We start from the raw sequence: 13,579 nt of genomic DNA on the forward strand, positions 1-13,579 counted from the left end.
ACAGTAAAATTTAATAATTAGTTCTCGGTGTATGCAGGTTGCAAATGCTTGTAAGAGAACATTTGTCCTGTAGTTTTACTACAATGTTAATTAAGCACAAACCTATAAGGGTTGTCACCAAAACGGGGTGACGCAAAGTAGAAAATGTAACATTTTGTCGTAATTTTTAACAATTACGGTCGAGTTCCAACTATAACAGGCAGGAGTAATTGTAGTGGATTTTATCAAAAAGTTAATTTCGGGTATTTTGGGTTTCATTACCGGACTTTTACCAGGGAAGAAGAAAAGCAACGGCTACTTCTTAGAATTGGACGAAGCCAAAGATGCTGCCAAAGATGCTGCTAAAGAGGTAGCATCGAACGCGAAAAAAGTAGCAGAGACAGTAGCATCGAATGCTAAGAAAGTAACGGCAACAATTGCATCTGAAGCACCAAGTCCATCCAAGTCAGATTCATTGAACGGAACAAAAACCGCTGCAAGTAAGGGTAAGGCAAAATCAGCTAAAAATCCCAAACCAGCTGATGTTCAACTAGTCCAAACTGCTGAGGGCCTTAAAGTTGAACCTGGCAAAAATGCAAAAGCCGCAGCAGCCAAAGTAATCAAAGAGCAGCCAACTGAAACAACCTTTGCGCCAAAATATCTTGCTCCTTCGACTACAAGCTCTAATGGTCGTCGGCGTCCAGGGGCGAATATGAGTGCTTATTTAGAGATGGCACGTCAGGTCAAAACACCTAAATAATTGATAGAGACCGTAAGCTTACGGTCTCTGTAGATTATAAGGTTAAGATAACTTTGTCAGTTGTAGATGGAGAACTCTCCAATTTAGGAGCGATCGCTTAATTTTCTCCACTACAACTGCATCTTTTAGAGTCGGTTTCTTTGCATAACTAATTGGCATCTTTAAGCAACACCAGTCCACTATATAGCTGAAAAGCTGAGTCCCAATTAGTCTGTTTTCTACGCAACAAATGAATGTGAGACTTGATATGACTCAGCATTTCTGTTTGATCTAATGTTGTATCTGCAAAGGACGTGAAATCTGACCAAATTTTGGCGTCAGGTAGTTGCTGGTCAATCCAACTCGATAAACTATTCCAATTAATTCTGATTGTATTTTGGCTAGCTTGGGGAATGATTTCTAAACCTTGCTGAAATTCATAGCCGTTATCATCAAGTCGGAGAATGCAACGTCTACCAGGGAGGTGTAAATCACAAAACTGGGCATAGTCTTGTGTTTGAGTTTTCCGTTCCAGTTTACCGCGCACATCTCGATCTACCACTTCCTCGAAAATGGGCAATAGTCCTACAACTCTTGCTGTGACTTCTGACCAATCAAAAGTGAGAGAACCGAGTTGATTTGCCTCATTGCGGCAAACAACAGTAGCTTGTGGGGTACATTCTTGAAAATATTTGACTTGATAAACTTGAATTTGTTGAATTTGAGCTATCGTTGCCCAAAAGCAAGGAATACCAGCTTGCTGTAACTGTTTGCCGTAAAATTTTAGTTCTCCCACTTGTCCAGTGCGGTACAACCTCCAGCCACGACTTGGTAATAATAGCCGTGCAGTGTAGGGATCTAGTTGCATAATCTGAGCGAATTTCCGAGATGCTTCTGCTTTCATCTCGTTACTGAGTGGCTCTAAGACTAGTACGCCAAGTTCAGTATTATTTGGTTCAGATTTTGCTTGGGAAATGGCTCTTTGTCTTTCTTCTAACTCCATTTCTTGTAGTCGTCGCAAAGCTTCGCGTGCGAGCGTTACTATTTTGGCATTCCTTGTATCTCGCAGCAGTTGCCGATAAACGTTGTCCGCATCCTGGCGCTTTCCAGATACTTCATGCAGCCGGCCGAGATAATATTGTACCCAAGGATGTTCTGGCGATTCTACTAGCAGCTGTTTGAGTAATTTAGCAGCTGTTTGATAATCTTTATGCTCAAAGGCGATCGCAACTTGCTCAATCATCACTTTAAATAAACAGTGGAGTGATGTCTCATGCAAAATTATTTTTGCGTGAGCTATACATCATTTATACTTCACAAGCTGCGGTAATCAAGGATAATGCTACTACTGGGGCCGTAACTGCTCTCAGAATGCGGCGACCAAGAGAAACAGGTTGAAATCCAGATGCGATCGCATTTTCAATTTCTTGTGTTGTCCATCCTCCCTCTGGGCCGGTAGCAATGACAATTTTTTCTTGTCCTATGTCATTTGTCATTTGTCCTTTGTGCTGTAAGCAATCTTTTAAGTGGGGAAACTCACCACGCGCTACACAGATATATTGTTGGCTATTTGCAAATGATGAATGACCAATGACTAATGACAAACCTGTGTTAAAAGCAACAGGCTCTAAAATTATCGGCACAAAAGAGCGCTCTGATTGCTCGGCGGCTTCCGCAGCGATGCGCCGCCAACGTTCGAGCTTTTGAGGACTAGGATGAAGTAAAGTGCGATCGCTCAATATTGGTGCAATACAAGCTACTCCCAACTCTGTACTACACCGCACCACTTCATCAAATCCATTGCCTTTAGGCAACGCCACCATCAGCGTAATCGATATAGGTAATTCAGTTTCTACTAAAAGTGGTTCTAAAACCTGTGCTTCTTCCCCTACTAGCTGCGCTAACCACGATTTTCCTTTACCATCCATTGCGATAAAGCGATCGCCTTCACGCAAACGCAGCACACGGGCCAAATAATGTTGCTGTTCTTTTGTGAGCAAAATTTGCCCTTGTTGGAGTTGGGAAGGTGCGATCGCAATTCTTTGCAGTTGAGACATTTTTTTTAATAAATTATTGCCCTGCTGTAGACATCTGCTGTCTAACCCAGGTACGGAAAGCACGAGTTGCTGCTATTTGTCCAACTTTCTTGCTTTCTTGGATAAATCGGGGAATCTCTGTCACCAACACAGGCGCAAAAGTTGGACTGCGATCGCTTTCCGAATATTGCCCACTGTTAAGGGCGTAAATTCTCAAGACATTTCCGTTATACCGCCAAAATTCTGGGACTCCCATTGAAGCATAAAGGCTTAACTTGTCTATTTTGGGTCTAGAATATTCCACTTCTAGTACTATGTCTGGTGGTGGATCTGTATTCAAGTCAATATTTTCTTTGTTGCGGACTAACAATTCATTTTGGATATAGTAACTACTGTCCGGTTCGCCTCCTTGCTCCAAATCATCCCGCGTCATAGTCAACGAGCCAGCACTTTTGACTTCTAAACCAAATTCTTCACACAGCACAAGAACAAAACCTTCAATTAAACGGTTTGAATTCTCGTGTGGCATCAACGGGGTCATAATTTCTACTATTCCGTTGTCATAAGCTAGCCTTTTATTTCGCTCAGATCCCATATCTGCCAGCATAGCTTTGAATGTCTGCCAGCTGATGTTTTGCAGCACATCCCTAGTTTCTGCAAATTTTGCTGTCGTTACCATAGTTCAGTCTTCCTGTGGATGTGTTACCTAAACTGTATTAGGATTTACGCGAGAAAGACACAGATGGATTTATCTGTGTCTTTCTGTAGTTATCTTAAACTTTTCGGCTTACGAAAGATTCTGGAAGTAAGCCTCTAGCGCTTCAGTAACCAACTGAGTCATCGGTTTACCTTGGCTTTCTGCTACTTCCTTCAACTTGCTATAAACCTCTTCTTTTAAATTTACCCGATGGCGCGATTTGTTTGCACCATTGGCTGTTTGGGGTTCATAGCTAGCAGCAAATTCGCGGATGGCATCAAAACCAACGCGATCGCAAAAATCACCGAAGCTTTCCTTAGATTTCCGAAATTTCTTAAAGTAAACAAAAATCGGCTCTAAGAAGCTTTCTAAGTCATTATGGTGCAGCTTTTCTGTGTAAGTTTGTGCTAGTCGAGTCTGATTTGGCGAACCCCCTAACCATAATTGGTAAGATTCTGGAGCGCTACCAACAAAGGCCAATTCAGCCAAGTAAGGACGAGCACACCCATTGGGGCATCCTGTCATCCTTACCACAAAATGTTCTTTTTGTAAACCTAATTTATCTAACAGAGCGCGAATCCGCTCCAAAATACCTGGTATTGCCCGTTCTGATTCCGTGATTGCCAAGCCGCAAGTAGGCAAAGCCGGACAAGCCATTGCATACCGCACCAAAGGTTCGATTTTATTGGGTTCGTCTCCGACACCGTAACGGCTAAGAATATCTTGAATAGCTTGCTTGCTATCTGGTTCAATATCGTAAAAAATCAGGTTTTGGTTGGATGTGAGGCGGATGGGTAAGTTGAACTGTTCGACAATTTCCCGCAAGGCGGTTTTCAGTTGAAACGAACCTTCATCCTTGACTCGACCATTTTCAATGGAAATTCCTAAGAATAGCTTGCCATCACCTTGTTCATTCCAGCCGAGGAAGTCGTAAAATTTAAACTCTGGCAGTGGTTTGAAGGCTTCAATTGATTTACCAAAATATTCTTCAACTTGGGTACGGAATTTCTCTACACCCCAATCGTTGATTAGATATTTTAGTCTGGCATGACGACGGTCGGTGCGATCGCCATAATCTCTCTGGGTAGCAACAATCGCTTTCACAATGTCGTAAACGTCATCCTTCGCCACATAACCGATGGGGTCTGCTAACCTAGCGAAAGTTTCTTCTTTACCGTGGGTTCTACCTAAACCACCACCAGCAAAAATATTAAATCCTTCTAACTGTTTCTTTTTATTGGTAATCACTACCAACGTCAGGTCTTGGGAATACAAATCAACCGAATTATCCCCTGGCACCGTTACGCAAATTTTAAACTTGCGGGGCATATAGTACGTGCCATAAATCGGTTCTTCGTTGTCATGGATAATTGTGCCATTCCCATTGCGCTGTCGCGCGGCCTTCACCTCTGGGTCTTCTTCAGCACTAATTGCTTTTTCCCCATCTAGCCAAATCTCGTAATAAGCGCCCGTTTGTGGTGACAGCAAGTCAGCAATATTCTGGGCATACTCCCAAGCATACTGATAGTCTGGGCGATTCTTAAAGGGGGCTGGTGGTGCCATCACATTGCGGTTGATGTCGCCGCAAGCTCCTAAAGTCGAACCCAGGTTGTTGACAATGGTGGCAATTGCTGACTTTAGATTCTTCTTTAAAATTCCATGCAGTTGGAAACCTTGACGGGTAGTGGCTCGTAACGTATGGTTGCCATACTCATCAGCTATTTTATCTAAAGCCAGATATAGCTCTGGCGGTACTAAACCACCCGGATTTTTTGTCCGCAGCATAAACTGGTAATCTTTTTCCTGTCCCTTGGTGCGGTTGTCGCGGTTATCCTGCTGGTAAGAACCATGAAACTTCAAAAGCTGCACCGCATTTTCGGTAAAATGGGTAGTATCTTGAAGGATCTCAGTTGCTACAGGTTCACGCAAAAAATTACTATTTTCCTTGATTCCTTCTACTTTGGAAGGCTTACGGCTAGCGATGGGGGAAGGAGCAGATTTAACCATTAGACTTGTATAGGATTCTCAATAAAGCATTATGTAGACGCCGAATCAGCACCCTTCGGCTACTTGATCCCCGGTAATCCGGCCGGAATAATGAGGAATATTCTAATTTTACCACGGCAAAAGCTGGCTTTGTCAGTAATGTAACACTTAACAAAACCAGCTTTTTGGAGTAGTGAGTTTTGAGTGCTGAGTCCTGAGTACTTAAATAAAGTATAGAGTGACTGAGGACTCAATAATCTTTTATTTGAAGCGATAGCCAATACCACCATTAATGCTAACAGCAGAAGCATCGCTATTTTGGTAAGCACCAATTCCGACTTTGGCATTAGTGTAGACGAGGAAATTGTTAGCAACTTCCGATTCAACACCAGCACCTACCACTACTGAATCTTTGTTACCTATAGGAGTTGGTGAGCCATCTTTCTCTACAAAAGAATAACCACCGGTTAAATAGGCGTTAGTTCTATTAGCGATGGGTACATCCACAGAAAGTTCTGGGATAATGGCACTTGTTTTATCACTCCAGAGGACATTACCGCGTGCAGAAAATGGCGTAGTTCCTAATTTCACACGACCTGTGACATTACCACCAAATGTGGCATCATCATTGATACCTTGTCCGCCACTGGTAACGCCAGCTGCAACACCAGCACCAACATAACTAGCATCAGTACCCTTTTTGGTTTCAGCAGAAGCTTGACCAGCTGATAGAACAAAAGGAGCAACTATTAAGGAAGACAATGCAGAAATTGTCAAGAAAGACTTGAGTAAGCGTTTCATAATTTTCACCAAAATTTGTATTTTTTACTTATATATTCAAGGTCGAAAATCATGCGAGAATGTTCCAAATGATTCTCAAATTTTCTTAAATGACTGTTGTTATTGATGCATAACGCTTACAGGTTAACTAATCCTGAAATTTATAAATAAGTTGTTATAATTACATTTAAATGTATTTTCATCCTGCTTCTTTATCTCCAGATAGACGCTTTTGAAACTGTCACAATATTTGGAACTAAAACTAAGTTGGGACATGGCAAATAAAATATTCGATTAACATTTTTTTTGCCAAGCTTTTCATAATCTGTGAAAAAGTAGGCTGTAGCATCTGTTGCAACAAGCTATAGAGGGAATCTATAAAGTTAATTTTGAGCAATTCTTGTGGAGATTGAATAATGCTAACCGCTGCAAAAACGTTGTCTGGTTTGATGGGTTTATGTGTCGGTGATGCGTTGGGTGTGCCGGTGGAGTTTACTAGCCGTGCTGAACGAGTAAAATCTCCAGTGACAACGATGTTGGGTTATGGCACATGGAATCAACCACCAGGAACTTGGTCAGATGACAGTTCCTTAAGCTTTTGCTTGGCGGAATGCCTTTGTAGAGGGTATTCGTTGGATGCCATAGCCAATTCCTTCTGGCGCTGGTACAAGGAGGCTTACTGGACTCCCCGTGGCGATGTCTTTGATATTGGTCAAACTACCCACACAGCAATTATGCGCTTGAAACAGGGAGTTGTTCCCCATCAAGCGGGTGGGAAGGTTGAAAATAGTAATGGCAATGGTTCGTTGATGAGAATCTTGCCGATGGCTTATTGTCACAGAAACTTGACTTTAGGCGAATTGCTGGCACGGGTGCATGATGTTTCGGCGATTACTCATGCTCATGCGCGATCGCAAATGGCCTGTGGCATTTATATTAGTATTGCAGTGGCGCTCTTGGAAGGGGCTGACCTTCAAACAGCTTATTTACAAGGATTGCAAGACATCCAAACAATTTATTCTGTCCGAGAATTTTTATTAGAGAAGCCGCATTTTGGCAGAGTTTTCAGTGGTGAGATTGCCAAGGTACCAGTAGAAGAGATTAATTCTGGTGGCTATGTGATTGATACCTTAGAGTCATCCTTATGGTGCTTGTTAAATAGCTCATCTTATTCTGAAGCAGTGCTGAAAGCTGTCAACTTAGGCGGAGATACAGATACTACCGCTGCCGTCACCGGTGGGTTAGCGGGTATTTACTACGGCGTGGAAAATATTCCCAAACAATGGATGAACCAAATTGCTCGTAGACAGGACATTATCTACTTGGCAGAACGTTTTGCAAGGGCTGTCTACAGCTAGTACCGCTGCGCGGAAGTCAAAAGTCAAAAGTCAAAATTAATACAGCATAAGCGTTTCATTGATTTTGTTGAATAGGCGGTTTGCCTCCGCCGTGCTGTACTAGTTTGATTTGAAGCAGCTGTTGATGCTTAGAGTTAGTAGTTGAGAGTGAGGAGTTATGAAAATTCTAACTCCTCACTCTTTACTTTTAACTTGCTGAGAAATCCACTGCAAGTAGGCTTGAGAACCGGCAACAATTGGTAAAGCAATAATTTCTGGCACTTCATAGGAGTGCAGTTCCTTAATTCTGGCCTCCATTGCAGGAAATTGTGCCAAATCAGTTTTAATCAATAATTGCCATTCTTGCTCTTTATGCAGTTCCCCTTGCCATCTGTAAATTGAGTGGATTGGTAACAGACTCACACAAGCAGCGAGTTTAGCTTCCACAAGGGCATTTGCAATTGCTTCTGCCTCCTGCATGTTGCCAGCTGTCACCAATACCACACCATAGCCAGCAGGTGTCTCCATGACCTCTAAAGCGTTGCAGACAAAGAATAGACCTGACCATCAATCAACAATCGCGTAATGCCCTTGGCTTCCAAATGAGTACGAGCCTTATGGAGCATTTTACTATCGGGAACTTTAATCACGCGATCGCGCTTCGTAGAAAAACGCTTGGCGACGCGATGATTATCAAACACTGGTAGAGTTCTTTGCTGGGTTTCCAGGCTGGGAATTTGCCCCAAATCACCAAAGTCCTTGAGAGGTCTGGTAATTAATTCTGAGGAACGGTCAATTACCAAATAGCAAGTTTTCGGCAAATTGGCTATCGACAAAGGTAAAACTTGAACTGATGCTTCACCTGGTCTTCTTTTTGTGACTAAAGGTCTGTCATCATCCAGGTCATCGTCATCAAAGTCTTCTTCCTCAAAGTCATCATCTTCTAAATCATCATCTTCTAAATCATCCAAATCCTCTGATTCGTCGAGCAAATCATCGCCCAGCATGTGCGCGATGACGGCCGCTCCTGGATGTTCATTCTTGAGGGGTGGGATGGGGATGCTGACTATTTCCGGCGGCTTTGGCTCTGGAGTTTCTAATTTCTCTGTGACTCGGAGTTTGGGTTTTTCCGCCGCCGAGGGGCGTCGCCGCACCCGTCTACTAGCAGCGAGTGATTCCGCCGTTTCCTCTGAGTAAAGTTGCTCCTCTACATGAATTACCCGACGTGGCTGTGGTTCAACCTTCGGTACTTCCACAGGGTGGCTCTCGATGGGTGGAACTTCTATTTCCGGCTCTGGTTGACTCAGCAGTGGTAACTGCTCGTAGCTTACCTGTGCCCTTCCCTCAGGAGTTCTCGCAGCCCGCTTTAGGGAGACTAAGTATTCATACTCGTCTTCTGGCAAAGTGCTTTTGAGCAGGCGACTAATTGTCGAGTTACTCACACCATAGCGGTCTGCCAAAGTTGAGGTTGTTTCGGCAGTCTCTCGATATAATTTAAGAATTTCTTGTTTGTCAGAGTCTGTTAGTTTTCTCACGGTAGATACCAAAAATCTTTACTAAGCTCGTTTACGTCCGCTGGTACGCCGCGTTCGTCTTAGTGATGCGTCATATTCTAAGACAGCGCCCAGTCCAAATAACACTCCACTAAACACCCAAAACACTTCTAAGATTTCCCCACTTTGATAATTGGGGTCTTGGGCGTATTTAAACCACATATCTGCAATGTAAAGCGAAAATGCCGCCGCTGCAATCATTCGCCAAGACTGGGAAACTCTTCCCCCCCAAAAGGCTAGCAACAGAGTGGTAGCAATAATTAACAAAACCACATCGCTAACTACGTAAAACCAATTCAAAATAGCGACTAGCAGTTCTGAGGGTGTTCCCTGTTGCATAGAAATCCACCATGCCAACAAACTACCGAACATTGCAATTGCTAACACAATTAGCCACTGCCATTTTTCCAGATTGATTCGCCTGGAAGCCACAGCTAAAATCATGCCTGCGCCAAGTAATAGATAACTAAGTACAAAAAATATATCGCCTAAAGACACATCCGGTTCATCTTTTAAAATTATTTCGGTATATCCGAAAAATATTCCCCCAACGAAATAGGAAAGCATACCTAAGCCAATTAAGAGCCAAACATTCCGGCCACTGACGATTTGCGGACTCAGCCAGTTCCTCAAGCATAAGATACTGGCACCCAAATAAGCGAAAGCTTCAAAAATATTTGTGCCAATCACATACCACTCGGCTCGGCTTTCTATGCCATCCGCTCCGGGAACTTTGGCACTAAACAATAAAAAGTATAGCAGCGCCAGTACGGCCCAGCCAATATTAGCTAAGACAATGTTCTGAGTGGTGAAAATTGATTTAGAAAGGAACGAATTCTCGTAAGAGTTATTCATAGGACTTGACTATGTAGATGCACTCTGGCAGTATTTTGAGTTAAATGACTGTATATCTAGCAGTGTGTCTATTAGGTAATACACAATCTGACACCAAAAGCAAGTGCCAGCGGCAGGAATTTTGTGAAAAAATTTCCATGCTACTGCCATAGTTTACCCAGAGGCGATTGATTCAGCCAACTGAGAAACAGCGATCGCTCGGCTTCTGGCATATCTTCTAGCTTATAAATCACTTGTTTGGTAAAATTAGCATTGCCAAAATAGGCCTTCCCTAATCGATGCAGTTCTTGTAATAGGATAACTACATGATTTTCTTGCCAATCAGGTATTTTGGCTGCCGGCAAAGGATTAGTAGATACCAAATATTTAACCGCTTCTAGGGAGGATGCTTGGGGAAATTGTTTCTGCTTGAACACCTCCGCAATATCTTTTTCAAATAATGCAGCTTGCCTAGCACCTAAAAACTCTTCAATGTCGATAGAAACACCCTGCAACAGCAAAATACCGGCTTGGACTAAAATCGCCGTTTTGCCATGACCGCCTGTGTCACTATCCAGTTGCTCTAAACGGATTTTACCCCAAACACTAAAGCGTTCGGGTTCTTCCAGCAAAACACAGGCTTTACCCCGGTTATCCGTTAATTCTCTCCATAAGGCTCTAGCTTCTTCCTCTTGACTAGCTTTAAAAACGCTAATCAAGCGAAAAGTTTGCCCTTGATAATTGAGAATCGGCACCTGCTGATCCTTTTTTGGGTGCTGAATGCTTGATATTTCAACATCCTGCCGTTTGAGAATAAACATGGCACTAGCAAATAACTCCTCACAGGGGCACTCTTAATATGGAATATATAATGGCATTTGGCAGCATCGCCAAGGCTGAAATTACCTAGCATACTGTGGAAATGAGCCTAGCGATCGCCAGATCCTTTCCGAAGGTAGCTGCCCAGAGGGCGTTGGGGTTAACAGGCAAATAACCCCTTGACAACTCAATATATCTAAACCAATACCCCATCTGTTTTGTTTTCGGTGTAGATTGCACTAACTAGCGACTAGCATCTTAGCCTTGCTAGTGGGAAATCTGCAATTTTTGATTGCTTCTTGGTAGGTGAAGACGATATAATAGTGTAGGTGACTCCTTCGGGAGCCATTATTTTGTTTTGGGCGCGTAGCTCAGTGGATAGAGCAATTGCCTTCTAAGCAATCGGTCGCAGGTTCGAACCCTGCCGCGCTCGTTTGAACTCAATATGAACCCTCAAATGTGAAATGATATGATGATTTTCACATTTGAGGGTTCGTTGTTGCTGCATCATACCAAGAACAAGGGCGATATTGCTGCTACGAAAGCGATCGCGGATCTAACGCTTAAAGGATATTTGATTCTCACGCCAGTTGTTTGTGAGCATTTACCTTTTGATTTTGTTGCCTACAAAGACGATAAATTTTACAAAATCCAAGCTAAATACGCGGGAGATAACAGAGTAGTCAATAAAACTATTTGGGTAGATAAAAATGGGACTCATCAGAAGAAGTACAAAGTAAATGACTTTGACTTTTATGCTGTTTATCTGCCTGACACAGATAAGGTTGTTTATCCATCAATTAACTTTAAGGGTTGCTACATAACTACCCAGATACCTAATTCAGCTACACCCTTTTACTGGTGGGAGGATTTTACAGACTTGACTGAAGTAGCGTCTAAGCGAACCTACAAGGAGTTTGGCGTTGATTTAACAACAAGAAAGGTTAACCCAGACTCTAGAATTCATACCAGAAAAGTTGAAAGGCCATCAAAAGAAGAACTAGAAAAATTGGTGTGGGAAAGGCCAACCGCACAAATTGGGAGAGATTTTGGCGTGTCTGATAAGGCTGTAGAAAAGTGGTGTAAGGCTTATGGTTTAGAAAAGCCACCTAGAGGGTATTGGGTTAAGAAAGCTCATGAAAAAACCGCAACTTAATGCTTCTCTTTCGTTTATATTCATTTAAAAAGCCCGTGACGAGGATTGAACTCGTGACCTCACCCTTACCAAGGGTGTAGCCTAGAAGCCCCAGAAGCCTTACCTGTAAACACCCTAGCGAGTCCTAGCACAACCTTTAAGACGGGGTTAGGACAGTGAGGGAAATCAAGCCAGTTAATAATAATGGCTCTATTCAGCTAAAGTTCTCCGTAGGGGGTAAAAGGTACTCATTTAACCCAATACCGGGAGGTCAGTTTACTAACCATAGGGACTTCAAAACGGGTCAAGCGATCGCTAGCCAAATACAAAATGACATCCTGGCTAAGAACTTTGACCCAACACTAGACCGATATAGGCTAACTCCAAAGCAGCAACCAATACAACACGGTAGCCAAACCTTAAAAACTCAAACGTTGTTAGAACTATGGGATTGTTGGGTAGATAGCCTTAACCTTTCAGTTGCTACCAGACAACATCATTATAAAGCTATTAGGCAGCAGATTATTAAAGCTACCCCCGATTTGCTCAATACCCTGTGGCTGACCCAATATAACTTAGCCCCCTCAACTTTTAATCAACGCCTGGGTTATGTGAAAAGATGCTATCGCTGGGCTGTATCAAAAAACCTGATAAATATTAACCCTTATGACGAGCTAAAAAACCGCAGGGTGTACGTGAAGTCAATCAAACCCTTTACTTCCAGAGAGATAAAAGTGATTATCCGGGGCTTTGAAGAGTTAGCCCCCCACTACGCGCCCTTTGTTAAGCTTTTATTAGCTACTGGTGTTAGGACATCTGAAGCTATTGGGTTACGTTGGTGTCATGTGGACTTCGACCAGGGGCTTATAACCATCCAAGAAAGTCTTTCTAGAGACTGGGCGGGTAACGGGTATCAGAGGGTTAGAAAGGAGACTAAAACAGGCGGTAATAGACATCTGGGACTGACTGAGGAGCTACGGTTACTGTTGTGGTCGATCAGACCTCCTAAACCTGAGCAAGATTCCTTAGTGTTTACTACGGTCAAAGGAAAAACCATAGATGATGGTAACTTCCGAGAGAGGTACTGGGTTAAGGTACTAACTAAAGTCGGTGTAGATTACCGAAGACCCTATACAACTCGGCATACAACTGCTAGCCATGCCATAGACCAAGGCACACCTGTTACTGGGGTAGCATATTTGCTTGGGCATAGAGACACCCGGATGGTTATGCAAACGTATGGGCATCTGGTTAACCGCCCAGAGTTACCGGATATACCCATCAGATAAGGTTTTTAGGTGTCTTAAATAACTCAAACTATCTTATATTTCTGCTGTAGCCATAGACTAAAGAGGGGTCTAGGAAAACACGTTATCCTAATCCCCGACTAAAAAACCCTCTGGACATCCAGAGGGCTATTTGTTTCATCATTGATTTATCTAGTGTTTACTCGGTGCGTTCTGTAACCATTCTAGTAACTTCTCAGTTACCTTAGTTTGCCTATCGATCGCTGTTTCTAGTTTGGTTATTGTAACCGTCATTTTCTCATTATTTCTATTTATTTCCTCTAGGGTTTCTTTAAGTGACTTTTGGCGCTTAGGTTGCTCTTGATAGTTCCGAAGTAGCCAGTTAGAGGATGTTTGAAAAGTCGGGAATGTTGTAAAAAAGCTCTCTCGGTATAGGC

General features: G+C 42.8%; 14 protein-coding genes and 1 tRNA gene. 5 read left to right on the forward strand and 10 right to left on the reverse strand.

Annotated features, from left to right (window positions below; genetic code table 11):
- Positions 1-214 precede the first annotated feature (214 nt).
- Positions 215-739 carry a hypothetical protein gene (locus ABF638_RS23900; protein WP_435025430.1) on the forward strand — a complete coding sequence of 175 codons (525 nt, stop codon included), beginning with the start codon at positions 215-217 and terminating at the stop codon, positions 737-739.
- A gap of 148 nt (positions 740-887) precedes the next feature.
- On the opposite strand, the gene ABF638_RS23905 is transcribed toward ABF638_RS23900, so the two are convergent.
- From ABF638_RS23905 to ABF638_RS23925, 5 genes are all read right to left on the reverse strand, one after another.
- Positions 888-1,961 (reverse strand): tetratricopeptide repeat protein, encoded by a 1,074-nt coding sequence (locus tag ABF638_RS23905; RefSeq protein ID WP_435025442.1) that lies wholly within the window; start codon positions 1,959-1,961, stop codon positions 888-890.
- 64 nt (positions 1,962-2,025) lie between these two features.
- The gene (locus ABF638_RS23910; protein ID WP_435025431.1) at positions 2,026-2,775 is read right to left on the reverse strand and encodes a 16S rRNA (uracil(1498)-N(3))-methyltransferase; all 750 of its coding nucleotides are present in this window, start codon (positions 2,773-2,775) and stop codon (positions 2,026-2,028) included.
- 13 nt (positions 2,776-2,788) lie between these two features.
- On the reverse strand, positions 2,789-3,433 hold the full coding sequence (locus ABF638_RS23915) for a Uma2 family endonuclease (RefSeq protein WP_435025432.1): 645 nt from the start codon (positions 3,431-3,433) through the stop codon (positions 2,789-2,791).
- Positions 3,434-3,541: 108 nt separating this feature from the next.
- Entirely contained in the window at positions 3,542-5,458 is a 1,917-nt protein-coding gene (sir, locus tag ABF638_RS23920) for a sulfite reductase, ferredoxin dependent (protein ID WP_435025433.1), read from the reverse strand.
- A gap of 240 nt (positions 5,459-5,698) precedes the next feature.
- Positions 5,699-6,238 (reverse strand): hypothetical protein, encoded by a 540-nt coding sequence (locus ABF638_RS23925; RefSeq protein ID WP_435025434.1) that lies wholly within the window; start codon positions 6,236-6,238, stop codon positions 5,699-5,701.
- 395 nt (positions 6,239-6,633) lie between these two features.
- Between ABF638_RS23925 and ABF638_RS23930 the strand changes: the two genes are divergently transcribed.
- Positions 6,634-7,575, forward strand: a complete 942-nt coding sequence (locus ABF638_RS23930; protein WP_435025435.1) for an ADP-ribosylglycohydrolase family protein — start codon at positions 6,634-6,636, stop codon at positions 7,573-7,575.
- Positions 7,576-7,749: 174 nt separating this feature from the next.
- Here the strand turns inward: ABF638_RS23930 and cutA are convergent, their stop codons facing one another.
- From cutA to ABF638_RS23950, 4 genes are all read right to left on the reverse strand, one after another.
- Positions 7,750-8,082 carry a divalent-cation tolerance protein CutA gene (gene cutA, locus ABF638_RS23935; RefSeq protein WP_435025436.1) on the reverse strand — a complete coding sequence of 111 codons (333 nt, stop codon included), beginning with the start codon at positions 8,080-8,082 and terminating at the stop codon, positions 7,750-7,752.
- A gap of 5 nt (positions 8,083-8,087) precedes the next feature.
- Positions 8,088-9,089 (reverse strand): transposase, encoded by a 1,002-nt coding sequence (locus ABF638_RS23940; protein ID WP_435025437.1) that lies wholly within the window; start codon positions 9,087-9,089, stop codon positions 8,088-8,090.
- A 21-nt stretch (positions 9,090-9,110) separates the two neighbouring features.
- Entirely contained in the window at positions 9,111-9,962 is an 852-nt protein-coding gene (locus ABF638_RS23945; protein WP_435025438.1) for a hypothetical protein, read from the reverse strand.
- A gap of 140 nt (positions 9,963-10,102) precedes the next feature.
- A complete protein-coding gene (locus ABF638_RS23950) occupies positions 10,103-10,762 on the reverse strand; it encodes an Npun_F0813 family protein (RefSeq protein WP_435025439.1) in 660 nt (219 codons plus the stop codon).
- Between the two features lie 358 nt (positions 10,763-11,120).
- On the opposite strand from ABF638_RS23950, the gene ABF638_RS23955 reads away from it, so the two are divergent.
- From ABF638_RS23955 to ABF638_RS23965, 3 genes are all read left to right on the forward strand, one after another.
- Positions 11,121-11,193: transfer RNA gene (locus ABF638_RS23955), tRNA-Arg, on the forward strand.
- A 39-nt stretch (positions 11,194-11,232) separates the two neighbouring features.
- On the forward strand, positions 11,233-11,916 hold the full coding sequence (locus ABF638_RS23960) for a group I intron-associated PD-(D/E)XK endonuclease (RefSeq protein ID WP_435025443.1): 684 nt from the start codon (positions 11,233-11,235) through the stop codon (positions 11,914-11,916).
- 155 nt (positions 11,917-12,071) lie between these two features.
- Positions 12,072-13,184 (forward strand): tyrosine-type recombinase/integrase, encoded by a 1,113-nt coding sequence (locus tag ABF638_RS23965; RefSeq protein ID WP_435025440.1) that lies wholly within the window; start codon positions 12,072-12,074, stop codon positions 13,182-13,184.
- A 150-nt stretch (positions 13,185-13,334) separates the two neighbouring features.
- Here the strand turns inward: ABF638_RS23965 and ABF638_RS23970 are convergent.
- A partial coding sequence (locus ABF638_RS23970; RefSeq protein WP_435025441.1) for a hypothetical protein occupies positions 13,335-13,579 on the reverse strand: 245 nt, incomplete at its 5' end.

The sequence above is a fragment of the Nostoc sp. CALU 1950 genome (assembly GCF_051172895.1).
Taxonomy (GTDB): domain Bacteria; phylum Cyanobacteriota; class Cyanobacteriia; order Cyanobacteriales; family Nostocaceae; genus Nostoc; species Nostoc edaphicum_A.

What these genes read in the sequence shown, in the direction of transcription:
- ABF638_RS23945 (WP_435025438.1), bottom strand. Translation starts at nt 9,962, where the DNA reads ATGAATAACTCTTACGAGAATTCGTTCCTTTCTAAATCAATTTTCACC.
- ABF638_RS23960 (WP_435025443.1), top strand. Translation starts at nt 11,233, where the DNA reads ATGATTTTCACATTTGAGGGTTCGTTGTTGCTGCATCATACCAAGAAC.
- ABF638_RS23950 (WP_435025439.1), bottom strand. Translation starts at nt 10,762, where the DNA reads ATGTTTATTCTCAAACGGCAGGATGTTGAAATATCAAGCATTCAGCAC.
- sir (WP_435025433.1), bottom strand. Translation starts at nt 5,458, where the DNA reads ATGGTTAAATCTGCTCCTTCCCCCATCGCTAGCCGTAAGCCTTCCAAA.
- ABF638_RS23910 (WP_435025431.1), bottom strand. Translation starts at nt 2,775, where the DNA reads ATGTCTCAACTGCAAAGAATTGCGATCGCACCTTCCCAACTCCAACAA.
- ABF638_RS23915 (WP_435025432.1), bottom strand. Translation starts at nt 3,433, where the DNA reads ATGGTAACGACAGCAAAATTTGCAGAAACTAGGGATGTGCTGCAAAAC.
- ABF638_RS23925 (WP_435025434.1), bottom strand. Translation starts at nt 6,238, where the DNA reads ATGAAACGCTTACTCAAGTCTTTCTTGACAATTTCTGCATTGTCTTCC.
- cutA (WP_435025436.1), bottom strand. Translation starts at nt 8,082, where the DNA reads ATGGAGACACCTGCTGGCTATGGTGTGGTATTGGTGACAGCTGGCAAC.
- ABF638_RS23930 (WP_435025435.1), top strand. Translation starts at nt 6,634, where the DNA reads ATGCTAACCGCTGCAAAAACGTTGTCTGGTTTGATGGGTTTATGTGTC.
- ABF638_RS23905 (WP_435025442.1), bottom strand. Translation starts at nt 1,961, where the DNA reads ATGATTGAGCAAGTTGCGATCGCCTTTGAGCATAAAGATTATCAAACA.